Below are 14,444 nucleotides of genomic sequence, written 5' to 3' on the forward strand. Positions count from 1 at the left end.
CTGTCTTTTTTGCTGTGTATAAAAATCAAAAACATGCTAATTTATTACCAGCTACCAATACATTGCTTTCCTAAAATTACAGCTTCATTTTGGGTCAAGGGGCCTGTCCCATCAACCCATTTCGATCCAATCATCCGAATTTCCCTGTGATTCGGAAGCCTATTTCTGCGATAACAGTAGCAAATAGGAAGGTTCCTGTGTATACGACTAGTGAAACAACGACAATCCGCCAGCCTAGTTTTTTGAATTCTTTTAAGTCTTTACCGAAGGATAGACCCGCATAGGCTAAAATCGGTGTTGCTAATGCCATGAAATTGACCAGAGCTGTTTTTTCAGCAAAGTATGCATTTCCAGGGAAGATGGGGCTTGTAATTAAAATGGCAATAACTGATACCCATACGACAACCGGGATATGGAATGGTAGGATTTTATCGATTACAATACCTAAGATTGAAATAATGATAATAATGACAATTCCCGGAAGTGCATCGATTGGTGAAATATCATACCCGATCCAGTTCCCGATCAGGGCGATGATGCCGACTAAAATAAATGTGTATGTTTTATCCAACATGGTTCTCAACTCCCAATTTTACTATCTCGTTGCACTTCTGTACCATTCTTTTTCGAACGTCTGCCTAAAACGGGTTCTAATTTTTTATATAAATAAGCTGTTAATGGCAATGAGAAGAAAACACAGACATACGTGCCAACAATAGATGTAATTAAATTGGCTGCTCCTGCAAATATGGCGACGTCGTTTGCTGCATCAGGAAAGATGGAAGAAATCGCACCTGTCATCGCTGCCATCATACTGCCGGAACCAACTCCGGCTCCCATTGCCAAGGAAATCGGATGAAACCAGCCTGTGCTTGCAATGATACTGGCAACAATAGCTAAATAGATAGCACCAAACAAGGTACCGCATACATATACCCCTAAAGCGCCTCGGGTTTCAGGTGAATCCGCACCGTATTTTTCCGAAATAATCGCTAAATTTGGCTCACGATCAATCGAGAACGTTGCACCAATGGCTTCCCGCTTCATCCCAATCCATAATGCGATAGGCAGCCCTAGGGCAATGGTTCCTAAGAAATGGCCAACCTCTTGTAAAAGTAAAATGACACCAGAATCAAGAATGGATGAAATGGATGGTCCGATTTGTGTGCCTAATTTCACAACAAATATCATAAAGGACACGCCAAGAATACTAGATGCTGCATTCATTTCTGGCAGTTTAATAAAATTAAATTTAGGAAGGCTGAGGATTGCCCCTACAACCAGCACATAAAGCATTGGGAATAAGGCGATTGTACCAATCCCAAGGTCAAACTGCTTCACACCGACCCATTCTGCCAAACACACTAAAACGAGAACAATAAGATGGATTCTCCAGTTTTTTAACACTTCACTTTTCATAGTTTTCCCACTCCGTTAGTTAGAATATGGATTTAATGCCAGAGCAATATATAAGGACATTCCGTATTTCATGGCTTCTTCCTCAGGTAAGAAATGGTCATTGTGCAGCTTATAAGCGCCGCCTTGATCATCTTTTACCCCAAGGAACATAAAGGATCCTGGAACATTTTCCAGATAATAAGCAAAATCCTCACTGCCCATACTTGGAATTTCTAGATGTTCAACTGCCTTTTCGCCAAAAAGCTCCGCTGCCAAGTTTCCAGCGTGTTCTGCATGTTCGAAGGAATTGATCGTCACTGGATAATCAGAGGAAAAGGAAATTTCCGCTTCTAATGCCATTGCTGAAGCAATTCCATTAACAATTCGTCTGAAATCATTCTCGACGCGATTACGCGTTTCCTTGCTTAGCGTTCGGATTGTTCCATTAAATTGGGCTGTTTCAGGAATGATATTAAAACCATCTCCTGCCGTAAACGTACCAACTGTAATAACGACTGAATCGAGCGGGTCTGTATTCCGGCTGACAATCGATTGCAGGGCTGTCAAGATTTGCGCACCGCCGATGATGGCATCAATCCCCTGATGCGGCTGGGCCCCATGTCCTGAACGGCCTTTTAAAGTCACTTGGAACGTATCCATGCTCGCCATAATTGGGCCGCCTTTGAAGCCGATTGTACCGAGCGGCAGATCAGGCCATACATGGAAGCCATAAATAAAGTCCACATCCGGGTTTTTTAACGCGCCGTCTTCAACCATTTTTCTTCCACCGCAAAGCATTTCCTCTGCCGGTTGAAAAATCAATTTAATTTTTGCGGGGATCTGGTCTTTAATAAGAGACAATGCTTTCGCTGCCCCAAGCAATGTTCCCATATGCATGTCATGCCCGCACGCATGCATAACATTTTCATTCTGCGAAGCGAATGCTGCGTTTGTTTTTTCTAAAATAGGCAGTGCATCCATGTCGGAGCGAAAAGCAATAACCGGCTTCTCTTGCGTTCCTCTAAGAACCCCAACGACACCTGTACCTGCCAGACCTGTTTGTACTTCATAGCCTAGTTCCTCCAGGTAAGTAGAAATCGCCGCGGAGGTTTTGAATTCCTGATACCCTAACTCTGGGTTGGCATGAAACTGCCTTCTATACCGAACCGCATCATCAAATGCCCTTTCTACTAATCTTTTAATGTCATCATTTAATAGATCGAATGACATATAAATCCCCCCTAAAACTACAACTGTATTTTTTGAATGAACAATAATTTGTTATTATACTATCGCAAATATTATATTAAGTAAATATTTATTGAATATTTCATATATAAAAAAGGTTATATTTTTTTAAAATTAATAGGATTACTGGTGTTCATTACCACATATGGAATAAAATGATTGGTATTTCAGAATAAAATTATCAAGTGGGTCGAGGGGACAGGCACCGCGACCCAGTTCGTTAGAGAAGGACATAGAATGGGTCGCGGTGCCTGTCCCTCCGACCCACCTCCGATCCAATAAAAAAGATGCTAACCATTTGTGGTTAACATCTTTTTTACCTGAGTATTGTTTATCAGCAGCCTTATTTTTACGCTAAGAAGATCGCTCCAAAAACAAGTCCTCCGATAATGACAAATGCAGGATGCACTTTCCATTTTTCTAATAACAATAAGGTTAAAATCGCAATAAAAATCGTTTCCCAAAGTCCGTTTGATGAATAAGCTTCATGGAAAAAGTCAAAGGTAAGAGTTCCCATTAATATCGCCACAGCAGGTAGAACCACTTTTGACAATCGCTTTACCCTTGGTGAATCTTTGTAGCGATAGATCAGACTTAATAATAACACCATTAAAATCAAGGATGGAGCCACCGTGGCAAACAAGGCTACAACCGAACCTAATACTCCTCCCACTTCAAACCCAATATATCCTGCCATTTTCGTCGCAATGGGGCCCGGTAAGGAATTTCCTAATGCCAGCACCTCACTAAACTGACTGGTTGTCATCCAGCCATAACGGTTGACAACCTCGTGTTCAATTAACGGAATGGAAGCAGGGCCGCCTCCATATCCAACGATTCCAGGGATCAAAAAGGCTAAAAATATTTGTAAATAAATCATAAGCTCTCACTTTTTCCTTCGACATGTACTTTGATTTCCTTTTTCTTTTCTGGTAAAACTAAAGCCCCAACTAATAACAACCCAATAACCACTCCTGGATGAATGTGAAGAACAACAATACTGATTAAGCATCCGATTAAAAGAATGCTTCCATTTTTCCAGCCCAACCCACTCTTTGTCTTTTTCAAAAAACTCCAAGTCAATACACCCATCATGACGCCTACAATAGGAACCACTGCATGTGTCATTCCTTGTACTCTTGGGTTATCTTTGAATTGATTAAAAGAGGTTAATAATGCCAGCATCAACAGAACGGTTGGTAATGCGGTTGCAATCAGCGCAACGATTAGTCCCATCATGCCGCCGACCCGGTAACCAATATAACCGGCCATTTTCGTATTAATCGGACCGGGTAACGTATTTCCCAGCGCTAATACATCACTAAATTGTTCATCATCCATCCACTTGAAGGTACCGACCACTTCTTTATGGACCAATGGAATCGCTGACGGGCCTCCTCCAAATCCTAAAATTCCAGATCGGAAAAATGCAATAAATATATTGATATAAAGCTTCATTTACTAAACCACCTTTATTCATTTAAAACGATCATTAAATATGAGAGTAAAAGTTTCAATGCTATTAAAATCCTATCGCTGCCCCGTCCCCCCTTGGATCAGCACCTCCGAACTTCACTCCCGTTTTCTCATCTATTTTTATGGCTCCAGCATGACCCATCACATCTGTAAATTCATCAAGAACCTCTACTTCATGACCTCTACGTTGGATATTCAAAACAACCTCTTTGTCAATCCTTCCTTCCAGCTTCAAGCTGTTTGACGAAGCACCCCATGTTCTTCCATACAGCCACCTTGGAGCTTCAATCGCGGCCTGAACAGGAAAATCATAATCAAGAATTCTCGTCACAAGTGCTGCTTGTGTTTGCGGCTGTCCTTCTCCTCCCATCGTGCCATACACTAAGTAAGGTTCGTCATTTTTAAACAACATGGCCGGGTTTAATGTATGGTAGGTCCGTTTTTTCGGCTGCAAGGAATTTATATGGTTCTCATCTAATGAGAAAAAGCTGCCCCGGTTTTGTAAAACAATTCCTGTATTTTTAGGGATAAAACCAGAACCAAATTCATGGTAAATACTTTGAATCAACGAAACCGCATTCCCCTCTTGATCCACGACTCCCAGCCATATCGTATCTCCTTTTGGGTCTAACTGTTTTTCTAGCTTTTTCACACGAGTAAGATCAATCAAACTGGCTAAATCCATTCCTCTTTTTACAGATAATAATTCATCCAACGGAATGTGGGAAAAATCCGGATCGGTTAAATATTGATCACGGTCAGAGAATGCTAGTTTAGTTGCCTCTGTAAGTAAATGATAATAGTCAGCAGAGCCTTCTTCAATATAAGACAAATCAAAATGATTCAAAATGTTCAGGATGGAAAGCGAAGCAAAGCCTTGCGAATTTGGCGGGACATTATAGACCTGGCAGCCCCGATAACGGATGGAAATGGGATCCACCCACTCAGAGCGGTGATTTAGAAAATCCTGATAGGTTAACAAACCGCCATTATTTTGAAGATCCTCAGCTATTAATTTAGCTAGTTCACCTTGATAAAGATAAGCACTTCCCTCACTGGCAATGCCTTCTAATGTTAACGCTAAATCATGTTGTTTCATCAATTCTCCAGCTTGATAAGCTAATCCATCCGGCTTTAAAAAGATTCTTTGAAACTCCGAAAAACGTTGCAGATGTCTAAATTCATCATCTTGTTGATCGAGATTGACATTTGTCCAGTATTCCTGACTAGGTGTAACTGGAAAGCCCTCTTTTGCATACTGAATAGAAGTTTGCAGCAATTGGCCCCAACCGTACGTTCCATTCATTTCTGTTTGTGAATATTGAAACGCCTTTTCCCAGCCAGCTACTGCCCCAGGAACGGTATTTGCAGCAAGCGCTCCTCTAGCTGGAATTTTATTGTAACCCTGATTCTTATAAAAGGAAATACTTGTCTTTTCTCCTGAACGTCCACTGCTATTTAACGCCTTTAATTCTTTCTTTTTCTTATTATAGACAAGCCAAAAATTATCCCCGCCCACTCCATTCATATGCGGGTAAACCACACCGATCGTTGATGCAGCTGCGATAGCTGCTTCAACCGCATTCCCTCCTTCTTGAAGAACCTTCAACCCCGCCTGAGAAGCCAAATAATGCGGAGTCGTAACCATCGCATTCGGCGCCATAGTAGTCGGACGATAAGACTGCTTAATTCTGTAATTCATACCCATCCTCCTCATTTAAGAAGCAGAGGGACGGTTCTCCTGTTTCCCTAATATTCTCCATTTCACAAAACAAGAAAACTGCCCTCACCTTCTCCCCCTTTTGTTTTAATTTTTTAAAAACGTTTCTCCAAAGTGATTAAGGTAACTTTTCTAAAATGGCATCACATGTCTTTTGAATATGATCAATCGTTAATGATAATAATAAATCCAATTCTTTCCTCGCCATATAGTCAATCATTTGATTATGTTCTTTTTGTGATAAAGATAAGTAATAAGCTGATGTGGAATAAATGTTCATATAGGGTTCAACCCTTCCCCATACGGTGTTCAATATCTCTAACATCGGTTTCGAATCGGAATAGGAATAAATCTTTGTATGAAATTGTTTGTTTAAAACATTCCATTCAATAGGAGAATGAATTTTGTGATCCATTTCTTTTACCATCTTCGATAACTCATCTATTTCCTTCTCTCCGATATTTGGGTACGACCATTCCATCGCCATTTTTTCTAAGTTGATTCGAATCTTAAAAATTTCAATTAATTCTTTTGCTGAAAGTTGACTAACATAGATACTTCTTCTTTCAAAATGGACAAATCCCTCTGATTGCAATTTGTTCAGTGCTTCCCTCACCGGCATCGTGCTAACGCCATATTTTTCTGCGATTTTTCGTATCGAAATCTTATCACCTGGTGAAAAATCGCCATTCATAATGTTTTCACGCAAACGTGAATAAACCTCCTGAGCAAGAGTAGGGACCGCTACAATTTGTTTTTGATCCATGTCGATGCATTCACCCCCATTTTTTGTGATATGTGATCACACTTTATATTTAATTAATACATATGTTAACTTTTTCTGCAATATGTCTTAGGGTCGGGGGACAGGCACCTCGACCCAGATCACTATATATTCCTCAGGACAATACATCTGTCTCAATTGAGCTTCACGAATGAATCCTTTGAAGCAAAAGCCACCACAAAAAAAGACCCCTTAACCTTCTATATAAGATGATAGAAGGAAGTGGTCTTTTTAACTTTCCTATAATAAAAACGTAATATCGTTCCCATACTTCAAAAACAGCAGTAGAACCAGCTTCTATTTTCATTCCGTGCTTGTCTTCAGTTTTTCTCCGCCTACTACATTACTTTGCTCTTCCCCAGCCTTTTTATTAGGCATGAATACCGTAAAAAGGAATGTTACGACACCTAAAATGACCATAAAAAAGTAAGCATCGTTTGTACCAAGAATGGAGGCCTCCTTCAGCAGCTGAGCTTGGGACATTACATGGCCGGACTCCATCAATTCAACCGCATGACTCTTCGTCCTCGTTGTCAAAATCGTAACAACCAGTGCCGTTCCTATCGCGCCGGCAAGCTGACGAACTGTATTAGTAGCAGCAGATCCATGAGCATTTAGATTTTTCGGAAGTGCATTCAGCCCGGCAGTATTGATTGGCATGGTTAAGAAACTAAAACCAATACGCAAAATAATTGTCCTCACCATTAGATAGGTAAAACTGGTCGTATCACTTAGATGCGTGACTTCCCAAGTAGCATAGGTTGCAAGACAGAGACCAATCAGCGCTAAAGGTTTAGCACCAAATTTATCGAATAAACGGCCGGTGATAGGTGACATTAACGCATTGATGAGCGCTCCAGGCAATAACAGTAAGCCCGTATCAAGGACCGAGAATCCTCTGCTTGTCTGCAGGTAAAGAGGAAGTAAAATCATATCTGCATACATGACCATCGTATTTAACGTAAGAATAATGGACGTTAATGTAAACATTTTATCCTTGAAGACTTGTAAATTGAGCAAAGGATCAGCCGAAGTCATCTGACGCCAACAGAATAGGATGAGAAAAATAATACCTAACCCCAAATAGATTAATACTTCTGCACTTCCCCAGCCTTTATCACCTGCACTGCTTAAGCCAAACAAAATTCCGCCGAACCCAATTGTGGATAGAATGACACTGATCGTATCGAGTTTTGCCTTAGAAGTTTCCGATACATTGACAAGGAATTTCAGTGCTAACAAGATGATAATAGCGACAAGCGGCAGCATCCCGATAAATAACCAGCGCCATGAATAATGCTCGATCACAAATCCGGACAACACAGGACCGATTGCCGGTGCAAATATGATGGCAAGCCCGATCGTTCCCATAGCCGTTCCGCGGCCCTCTGCAGGGAAAACGGATAGGACAACCATCATTAGCAGCGGCATAATAATCCCAGCACCAGCTGCTTGAATCAGACGCCCTGTTAGAAGAAATTCAAAGCCCGGTGCAATAGCGTTTACGAACGTACCGATTAACAACAAACACATAGAACTGATGAAAAGCTGACGGGTCGTAAACCTTTTCATTAAAAAAGCGGTCACCGGCACTAAAATCCCATTGACCAGCATAAAGCCAGTCGACAACCATTGGACAGTTGTAGCAGCAATCTCAAATTCCTTCATTAAGTCTGGTAACGCGACATTTAATATCGTCTGATTCAAGACGGATAAAAAACAGCCTACGAGCAAGACCGTTAGAAGAATTCCCTTTTTTATTTGTTTTTCTGGTTGACTCATATATTTGATTTCACATTCCTTTCACATGACCCTAATTGACAAGTAGTTAATTAATTGATACCGTGTCGATAAAATAGATACTAACATGTGAATGAGCAAAAGACCATTTACATTATTGAAAAATATGTATACTAATTGACAAAGTATAGAAGATTTGTTGATAAAGTAGAAGAATATAGATAAGGGGATAAAATAATGTCTAACCATAAGAAAGTAAAGGTCGATCCTCGAATTTTACGTACAAAAAGAATGTTTAAGGAAGCACTCATTTCCTTGCTTACAGAGAACGTTGATAAAAGTAAGTTAACCGTTCAAAAAATAGCAGAGCGATCAGAACTAAATCGTGCTACCTTTTATTTGCATTACCGTGATATTGAGGACTTAATGGAGCAAATGACGGATGAAATTCTTGGAGAGCTATCTGAAAAGATCAACCCACATTCCGTTGAAAACCCGTCAAAGGGGTACCCCCCGCTTGTCTCTTTTCTAGAGCATATTTATCAGCATGGAGGGCTCTTCCATGTGATGCTTGAGAATAAAGATTTCCGCACTAGAATTTTCAACATTCTACTAGAAATTATTACACTTAAGGGCGAAGAAAAAATGGCGAAAGGCAATCCATTCCTGGTTCCAACTGAAATCATGGCTTCTTCGACACTAGGCATCGTGACATGGTGGGTTCAGGCGGAAATGCCTTATAGTCCGAGCTATTTGGCAAAGCAAATTATCTTGATGTACAGCAAAAAGAAAGAGTGAGTTACATTTTTATATTAATTTTATATAAAAGAAGGCTGCCTGAGTTAAACCCAAGCAGCCTTCTATATTTATTTAGATGTACTTTCAGTTTTATTGTAATCATACTTTGTCCGATCAATTGGCTTAAAGCCATCAGGTGCGTAGAAACGTAATAAATCGCCATTAACAACTTTATCGGACATAGCCAGCTTGTGATCCACAATTTCGTGATACTTTTTCGCTTCTTCCAACTTGTCCTCAGGCAACTCTAATCCAGTTGTTGAATCATAATACTTGTCACCAACAGCTGTAATAGATGGACTTACATAGTCGCCATTTCGGAATGGCACAAGTTCATCGTGCTGTTCAGACAGTAAATCCGTACCGAACTGAACGTATTGTTTTGAATCAATTCCTAACAAATGAAGAAGTGTTGGAAGAATATCTACCTGACCGCCGTATTCGTGATTAACCCCGCCTTGAATTCCAGGTACACGAATAAATAACGGCACACGCTGAAGTCCTGCGCTTTCAAATGGAGTAATTTCTTTTCCAAGCACTTTTTCCATTGCTTTATTATGGTTTTCGGATATTCCGTAATGGTCACCGTACATAATAATAATGGAACGGTCCAGTAAACCAGTTTGCTTTAAATAATCAAAGTACTCTTTTAACGCTTCGTCCGCATAACGGGCAGTTTGGAAATAATCATCGACTGAAGCATCGCCTGTTGCAGCAGGTGCGATAGTCGTTTGAGATTGGTCCATTTTATACGGATAATGGTTTGCAACTGGAATAAATTTCGCATAAAACGGCTCTGGCAATGTTTCCAATAATGCCGTCGATTGTTGATAGAACGGCTTATCCATCATTCCATATTCCGCTTTATTTTCTGGACTTAATTGATAGTATTTACTATCAAAAAATTTGTCATAACCAAATGATTTGTAAATTTCATTGCGGTTCCAAAAGCTTCCTGAATTAGCATGGAATACTGCAGAAGTATATCCTTGCTGACCTAGAATTCCTGGAGCCGATTGGAAAGTGTTCATACCTTTCGTTGTAAAGGCAGCACCTTGCGGCAGGCCGAATAAAGAGTTTTCAAGCATAAATTCAGCATCTGCTGTTTTCCCTTGACCTGTTTGATGGAAGAAATTATCAAAATAAAGGGTATTGGCATCATTTGTTAATGAGTTTAAAAACGGTGTCACTTCTTCCCCATTAAGCTTGTAATTAATAAGGAAATTTTGAGTTGACTCCAAATGCAAATAAATGACGTTCATTCCTTTAGCTGCACCAAAATAAACCGGATTCGGCGCTGCATAATTGGAATTGGTGTAGTTCTTCACTTCAGTGATATCGTCGCTGCTAGCCATTACACGCTGAGCTGATGCTTTTGTGCTTTTCACTGCATCGTAAATAGTATAATTGTACATACCTAAATATTTAACAATATAGTTTCTGTCAAATCCTCTTGTTAATAATTGTGGACGATCTACCTCCGCCATTGAGAGATTGGCACAGGAAATGGCAAGTGCCATGGAGAATAGAGCAGCCACCTTTTGACGGCTCATATCTTTTTTCTCGATTTTCACAATCCGAAAAACAAGTAATGCCACTAATAGAATCGTATCAATAAAAAATAAGAAGTCATATGGTTTCAATAAAGATGACACACTTCCGCTGACATCGCCAAAGTTTTGTGTCTGAGTCAATGTTGGAAGCGTAATGAAGTCATTAAAGAATCGATAGTATACCACATTGGCAAACAATAAGAACGATAAAAGAAAATCAAACACAATCAGCGCAATATATTTTTTTCTCCCTTTAAATAAAGCAGAGATTCCTAAAAATATTAACGCTGAACCTAACGGATTGATAAATAATAGAATCTTTTGAATAAAGTTTTGTATTCCTAAGTCAAATTGAGTTAATTGGGTAACATATGTTTTCATCCAAAGAAGAATGACGGCCAAAAAGAAAAAGCCAATATATTTTTGGAAAATACCATGAGCTTTCAATTTCATTATGAAACACCTACCTTCTAGCGAACAATTATTACATAATCTTACTTAGATTTAAATATAAGATTTATACTATTTAGGCCATTAATTAGTTTAAATGGAAAATATGAACAAACTATGAATATAAGAAAAAAATTAAATGTCATTCTTACAGGATAGTAACTATACTACTTCTGAATATAAAAGACAATACTTTTTTAGAAAGAAATAGCGATGCTTCTATAAGCATCGCTCCACGTAAGTACACTCCTTAACATCCTTCTATTCTACAATGATTTAGTTAAATGCGTGATGTAAACCATCGCTTAAAGTTCTTAATTAGCTAACACTATTTATACAAGCTCATTTTTTTAGGTTATTCCTTTGCTCTTTTTCCATTTCAGGGAAATCGCCTTCATCTACTCGATCATTCTCCAAATTTTTTCTAACACTAACCGTGTACTTTCCTTCTTTGTAACTTTTTACTCTCCATGATTGATCACTCATATTGTTACTCCTTTCTCTTATATGTTCTAAACTCTTATAACTAAATAATCGCCTGATTTCATTTGCACTACATCCGCTTTTAATGCTTTTGCAATGTCAGCTGTCAATGTTTTTTGCTCCTCTTCATCCTTAGCTAATAGGGACAATTGTTTTCCACCTATTATTCGAGTTTTATCTAAGGTTATAAGAGCGAGAATATCATAATTAGGCTTTGCACTTGCTTCACGTCCCAACTTTTATTCACTCCCAACTATATTCGAATTCATTACAGCATGGCTTTTTTTAGTGCTTTCTAGTAGTGGAGTTTTCTTTACTGCTTCAATCAATTTATCTTTATCATTAATAATAGGTACTAAAGCGATCACAACTCGACCATCTTTAAAATCCCGGCGGGTAAAATGATGCCGCTTCACCCCCAAGGTTCTAGTCGCTTCAAATAGGGCAGCCTGTCTTTGCCCGAAGTTTTCTAATGTCACTCGAAAATGATGTTCCTTTGGATGGATCACCACTGCTCTGCCCTCTTCTTGAAACAATTTTGATGCATTCTCTGTACCAAGAAGGTTTGAAACATATATCCCCTCAACAAATAGCTCATGATTTTTCACTTCAATTTTTCCTTCCTTAACCTCTGCAATATCCCCTATCGTTTTTCCTTTTGAAAAGCGTTTTAATATAAAAAGAATGATTAGACCTACAACAGAACCAGAAATAATGTTTATCCAAGAGGATTGACTATCGACAAGCTGCATCGTAATCGCTGTACCTAAAGCAACAAGAAGAGCAAAGTAATTTCTTGATTCAAACGTTTTTGAAATACCATCAATATAAGCATCCCCTCGATAGGCAAATTCTGTGTTTTCTAAGTCCTTTAAACTTTCCCTTTCAGACTTTCTGACATCCCTAAACTGCTGGATAGCTAAGGTTAAAAAAGTAACCGCCACGAAATTTTTTGTCATTAACGCAGGGATGGCAATTGCCCCTAATGATGCTGCTACAAACCCAGTGACTAAATGGATCATATACCCATTAGGATAACTTGGATACTGTCTAAAATCTTCTTTAATGGTTAAAATCCTTGCTAACGTACCTACTATTATTGACGTAGCAATTAATATCAATTGTTCTTTTGAAATTAGACCCCCCATTAATAATCCCCCATTCTTTATTTGTAGTTTAAGGAGATATTTCGATTATAATTAATAAAACCTGGTGGTATATTATGGAAAGGGTCGAGGGGACAGGCACCTCGACCCAAAACATCAACATTTCCAAAAAAAGACCGTCACGATGTTTTTTTGATCGTGTCGGTCTTTTTTACTTAATGGTTCTGTTAAACTATGTTGTTAATTATGCTTTTGATGAAAAAATTCAATCTATACCAAGCCTACTTAATTCTCTCTGCCACTAATTTTCGATTGTACATAAATTTCAATAGAACAACGGCAAACATTCCAAGGCTAATCTCAGCGAAAATTAAGCTGAAAAGGATTTTTATATCCAGGAAGGTGACAAAAGTAAAGGTTCCCATGGCAATTGTAATGATAAGATAACTAAAAAATAACAATGTATCATGCTTCATTCCATTCACTTGAATCCCTCCTTTGTGATTCTATAATTACTATACGAATAACCGATAGAAAAGGTTTCAATCACTATAGAAATTTGTCGAAACTTTCAATAATAACCCCTGCTTTATACCATTATTTTTACCTTAAATTTCCTTAATGTTTTATAATTAAATTAGGATAAACCATTATTTCATACACGCTTTCGTTATTTCTTACAAAATTTAAGAGAACAGTAAAGGTGGTGGAAAAATGATTAAAGAATTACTTGTATCTATTATCATGGTCTCTCTCTTTCTTTTTACCAGGTTGTAGTAAAGATGACCATACTAGTATTCCACAACAAGATAATCAATCATCCTCTGTATCAAATGATACCGTTCCAAACTCTCCTGAGGAGACTACACCTCCAGTACCAACGACAACAAGCGATACAATGAATTATAGTCAATATGTAAAAAAAACGTGGATGAAGAAAGATGAAAATAGCTCCAGCTTAAAAGAGAAGGTTTATTTTTCTATTTCAAAAATTGAAAACGGGAAAATAACAGGTAAATTGAGTGTTGTAAGCTTTGATCAAACGGATCAGACCCTACCTTTTTTTGAGTCCGATTTTAAGGGAACCATTAACGAAGCTATCGCTGAATGTCACTATAATGATTCAAAAGGTAATAATGGAAAACTCGAGTTAGTCTTTAAGAATCACAATAAAATGGAAACAACAATTACTATTATTGATAAATCGACAACCACCATTCAACCACCTGAAGGAAGTTTTGAGTTTTCACCAGAAAATATTAAAAATATAAAGTATTTTAGACCAATTGAAAGCCAATCTTTTACGGTGAATTTAAATTCTTGGGGTAATGTTCAATTTGTATCAGGAACACTTGAAACGGGTAACCATATACCAACAGTATTTTATTTAACGAATCAGGAGGGAGATATTCTTTATGATTTTGTAAATGTAACAAACTTTCCCTATAGTGTAGATGTCAAAGCTGTTTCATTTAAAGATGTTAACAAAGACGGGCTAAAAGACATTATCATTATTGTTGTTGATAACTATAATGGTTCTAATGGGCACATAGCTAATGTCTACCTACAAAAGACTGATGGATCATTCACTAATGATTATAAACTGAATGAAGAAATCAATCATTCCGGGAATAATCTAGATGTAAAAAGCATAACAAACTACCTTTCCCAAAAATTCCAATGATAGT

At 38.3% G+C, this 14,444-nt stretch carries 15 protein-coding genes; 2 read left to right on the top strand and 13 right to left on the bottom strand.

The annotated features are described in order from the left end of the window. Window positions 1-130: 130 nt before the first annotated feature. The 8 genes from R4Z09_RS20445 to R4Z09_RS20480 all read right to left on the bottom strand — a co-directional run bounded on the left by R4Z09_RS20445 (window position 131) and on the right by R4Z09_RS20480 (window position 8,408). A complete protein-coding gene (locus tag R4Z09_RS20445; protein WP_338448572.1) occupies window positions 131-574 on the bottom strand; it encodes a hypothetical protein in 444 nt (147 codons plus the stop codon). Window positions 575-579: 5 nt separating this feature from the next. After that, window positions 580-1,419: a DUF3100 domain-containing protein gene (locus tag R4Z09_RS20450; protein WP_338448573.1), complete on the bottom strand. Its 840-nt coding sequence runs from the start codon at window positions 1,417-1,419 to the stop codon at window positions 580-582. Between the two features lie 15 nt (window positions 1,420-1,434). Next, window positions 1,435-2,628, bottom strand: a complete 1,194-nt coding sequence (locus R4Z09_RS20455) for a M20 family metallopeptidase (protein ID WP_338448574.1) — start codon at window positions 2,626-2,628, stop codon at window positions 1,435-1,437. 367 nt (window positions 2,629-2,995) lie between these two features. Beyond that, a complete protein-coding gene (locus tag R4Z09_RS20460) occupies window positions 2,996-3,526 on the bottom strand; it encodes a chromate transporter (protein ID WP_338448575.1) in 531 nt (176 codons plus the stop codon). Then, entirely contained in the window at window positions 3,523-4,104 is a 582-nt protein-coding gene (locus tag R4Z09_RS20465) for a chromate transporter (RefSeq protein WP_338448576.1), read from the bottom strand. Before R4Z09_RS20465 ends, R4Z09_RS20460 begins: the two co-directional genes overlap by 4 nt. 64 nt (window positions 4,105-4,168) lie before the next feature. Continuing rightward, a complete protein-coding gene (gene ggt, locus R4Z09_RS20470) occupies window positions 4,169-5,824 on the bottom strand; it encodes a gamma-glutamyltransferase (RefSeq protein ID WP_338448577.1) in 1,656 nt (551 codons plus the stop codon). A gap of 136 nt (window positions 5,825-5,960) precedes the next feature. Beyond that, window positions 5,961-6,608: a GntR family transcriptional regulator gene (locus tag R4Z09_RS20475; protein WP_338448578.1), complete on the bottom strand. Its 648-nt coding sequence runs from the start codon at window positions 6,606-6,608 to the stop codon at window positions 5,961-5,963. 321 nt (window positions 6,609-6,929) lie between these two features. After that, complete coding sequence (locus R4Z09_RS20480; RefSeq protein WP_338448579.1) at window positions 6,930-8,408, bottom strand: DHA2 family efflux MFS transporter permease subunit; 1,479 nt, start codon at window positions 8,406-8,408, stop codon at window positions 6,930-6,932. A 195-nt stretch (window positions 8,409-8,603) separates the two neighbouring features. Here R4Z09_RS20480 and R4Z09_RS20485 point away from each other — a divergent pair, with 195 nt between their 5' ends. Next, entirely contained in the window at window positions 8,604-9,164 is a 561-nt protein-coding gene (locus R4Z09_RS20485; protein ID WP_338448580.1) for a TetR/AcrR family transcriptional regulator, read from the top strand. A gap of 68 nt (window positions 9,165-9,232) precedes the next feature. Here R4Z09_RS20485 and R4Z09_RS20490 read toward each other — a convergent pair whose 3' ends face one another. From R4Z09_RS20490 to R4Z09_RS20510, 5 genes are all read right to left on the bottom strand, one after another. Continuing rightward, window positions 9,233-11,170 (bottom strand): LTA synthase family protein, encoded by a 1,938-nt coding sequence (locus R4Z09_RS20490; RefSeq protein WP_338448581.1) that lies wholly within the window; start codon window positions 11,168-11,170, stop codon window positions 9,233-9,235. 339 nt (window positions 11,171-11,509) lie between these two features. Then, the gene (locus R4Z09_RS20495; RefSeq protein WP_338448582.1) at window positions 11,510-11,653 is read right to left on the bottom strand and encodes a hypothetical protein; all 144 of its coding nucleotides are present in this window, start codon (window positions 11,651-11,653) and stop codon (window positions 11,510-11,512) included. A 26-nt stretch (window positions 11,654-11,679) separates the two neighbouring features. Continuing rightward, a complete protein-coding gene (locus R4Z09_RS20500; RefSeq protein WP_338448583.1) occupies window positions 11,680-11,886 on the bottom strand; it encodes a capping complex subunit for YIEGIA in 207 nt (68 codons plus the stop codon). A gap of 3 nt (window positions 11,887-11,889) precedes the next feature. Further along, window positions 11,890-12,798: a YIEGIA family protein gene (locus tag R4Z09_RS20505; RefSeq protein ID WP_338448584.1), complete on the bottom strand. Its 909-nt coding sequence runs from the start codon at window positions 12,796-12,798 to the stop codon at window positions 11,890-11,892. Window positions 12,799-13,037: 239 nt separating this feature from the next. Continuing rightward, window positions 13,038-13,241 carry a hypothetical protein gene (locus R4Z09_RS20510; protein ID WP_338448585.1) on the bottom strand — a complete coding sequence of 68 codons (204 nt, stop codon included), beginning with the start codon at window positions 13,239-13,241 and terminating at the stop codon, window positions 13,038-13,040. Between the two features lie 245 nt (window positions 13,242-13,486). On the opposite strand from R4Z09_RS20510, the gene R4Z09_RS20515 reads away from it, so the two are divergent. Further along, window positions 13,487-14,440 carry a hypothetical protein gene (locus R4Z09_RS20515; protein WP_338448586.1) on the top strand — a complete coding sequence of 318 codons (954 nt, stop codon included), beginning with the start codon at window positions 13,487-13,489 and terminating at the stop codon, window positions 14,438-14,440. Window positions 14,441-14,444: the final 4 nt, after the last annotated feature.

This window comes from Niallia oryzisoli, assembly GCF_036670025.1.
Taxonomy (GTDB): Bacteria; Bacillota; Bacilli; order Bacillales; family Cytobacillaceae; genus Bacillus_BD; species Bacillus_BD oryzisoli.

What these genes read in the sequence shown, in the direction of transcription:
- R4Z09_RS20490 (WP_338448581.1), bottom strand. Translation starts at nt 11,170, where the DNA reads ATGAAATTGAAAGCTCATGGTATTTTCCAAAAATATATTGGCTTTTTC.
- R4Z09_RS20480 (WP_338448579.1), bottom strand. Translation starts at nt 8,408, where the DNA reads ATGAGTCAACCAGAAAAACAAATAAAAAAGGGAATTCTTCTAACGGTC.
- R4Z09_RS20460 (WP_338448575.1), bottom strand. Translation starts at nt 3,526, where the DNA reads ATGATTTATTTACAAATATTTTTAGCCTTTTTGATCCCTGGAATCGTT.
- R4Z09_RS20495 (WP_338448582.1), bottom strand. Translation starts at nt 11,653, where the DNA reads ATGAGTGATCAATCATGGAGAGTAAAAAGTTACAAAGAAGGAAAGTAC.
- R4Z09_RS20505 (WP_338448584.1), bottom strand. Translation starts at nt 12,798, where the DNA reads ATGGGGGGTCTAATTTCAAAAGAACAATTGATATTAATTGCTACGTCA.
- R4Z09_RS20445 (WP_338448572.1), bottom strand. Translation starts at nt 574, where the DNA reads ATGTTGGATAAAACATACACATTTATTTTAGTCGGCATCATCGCCCTG.
- ggt (WP_338448577.1), bottom strand. Translation starts at nt 5,824, where the DNA reads ATGAATTACAGAATTAAGCAGTCTTATCGTCCGACTACTATGGCGCCG.
- R4Z09_RS20455 (WP_338448574.1), bottom strand. Translation starts at nt 2,628, where the DNA reads ATGTCATTCGATCTATTAAATGATGACATTAAAAGATTAGTAGAAAGG.
- R4Z09_RS20485 (WP_338448580.1), top strand. Translation starts at nt 8,604, where the DNA reads ATGTCTAACCATAAGAAAGTAAAGGTCGATCCTCGAATTTTACGTACA.
- R4Z09_RS20475 (WP_338448578.1), bottom strand. Translation starts at nt 6,608, where the DNA reads ATGGATCAAAAACAAATTGTAGCGGTCCCTACTCTTGCTCAGGAGGTT.
- R4Z09_RS20450 (WP_338448573.1), bottom strand. Translation starts at nt 1,419, where the DNA reads ATGAAAAGTGAAGTGTTAAAAAACTGGAGAATCCATCTTATTGTTCTC.
- R4Z09_RS20465 (WP_338448576.1), bottom strand. Translation starts at nt 4,104, where the DNA reads ATGAAGCTTTATATCAATATATTTATTGCATTTTTCCGATCTGGAATT.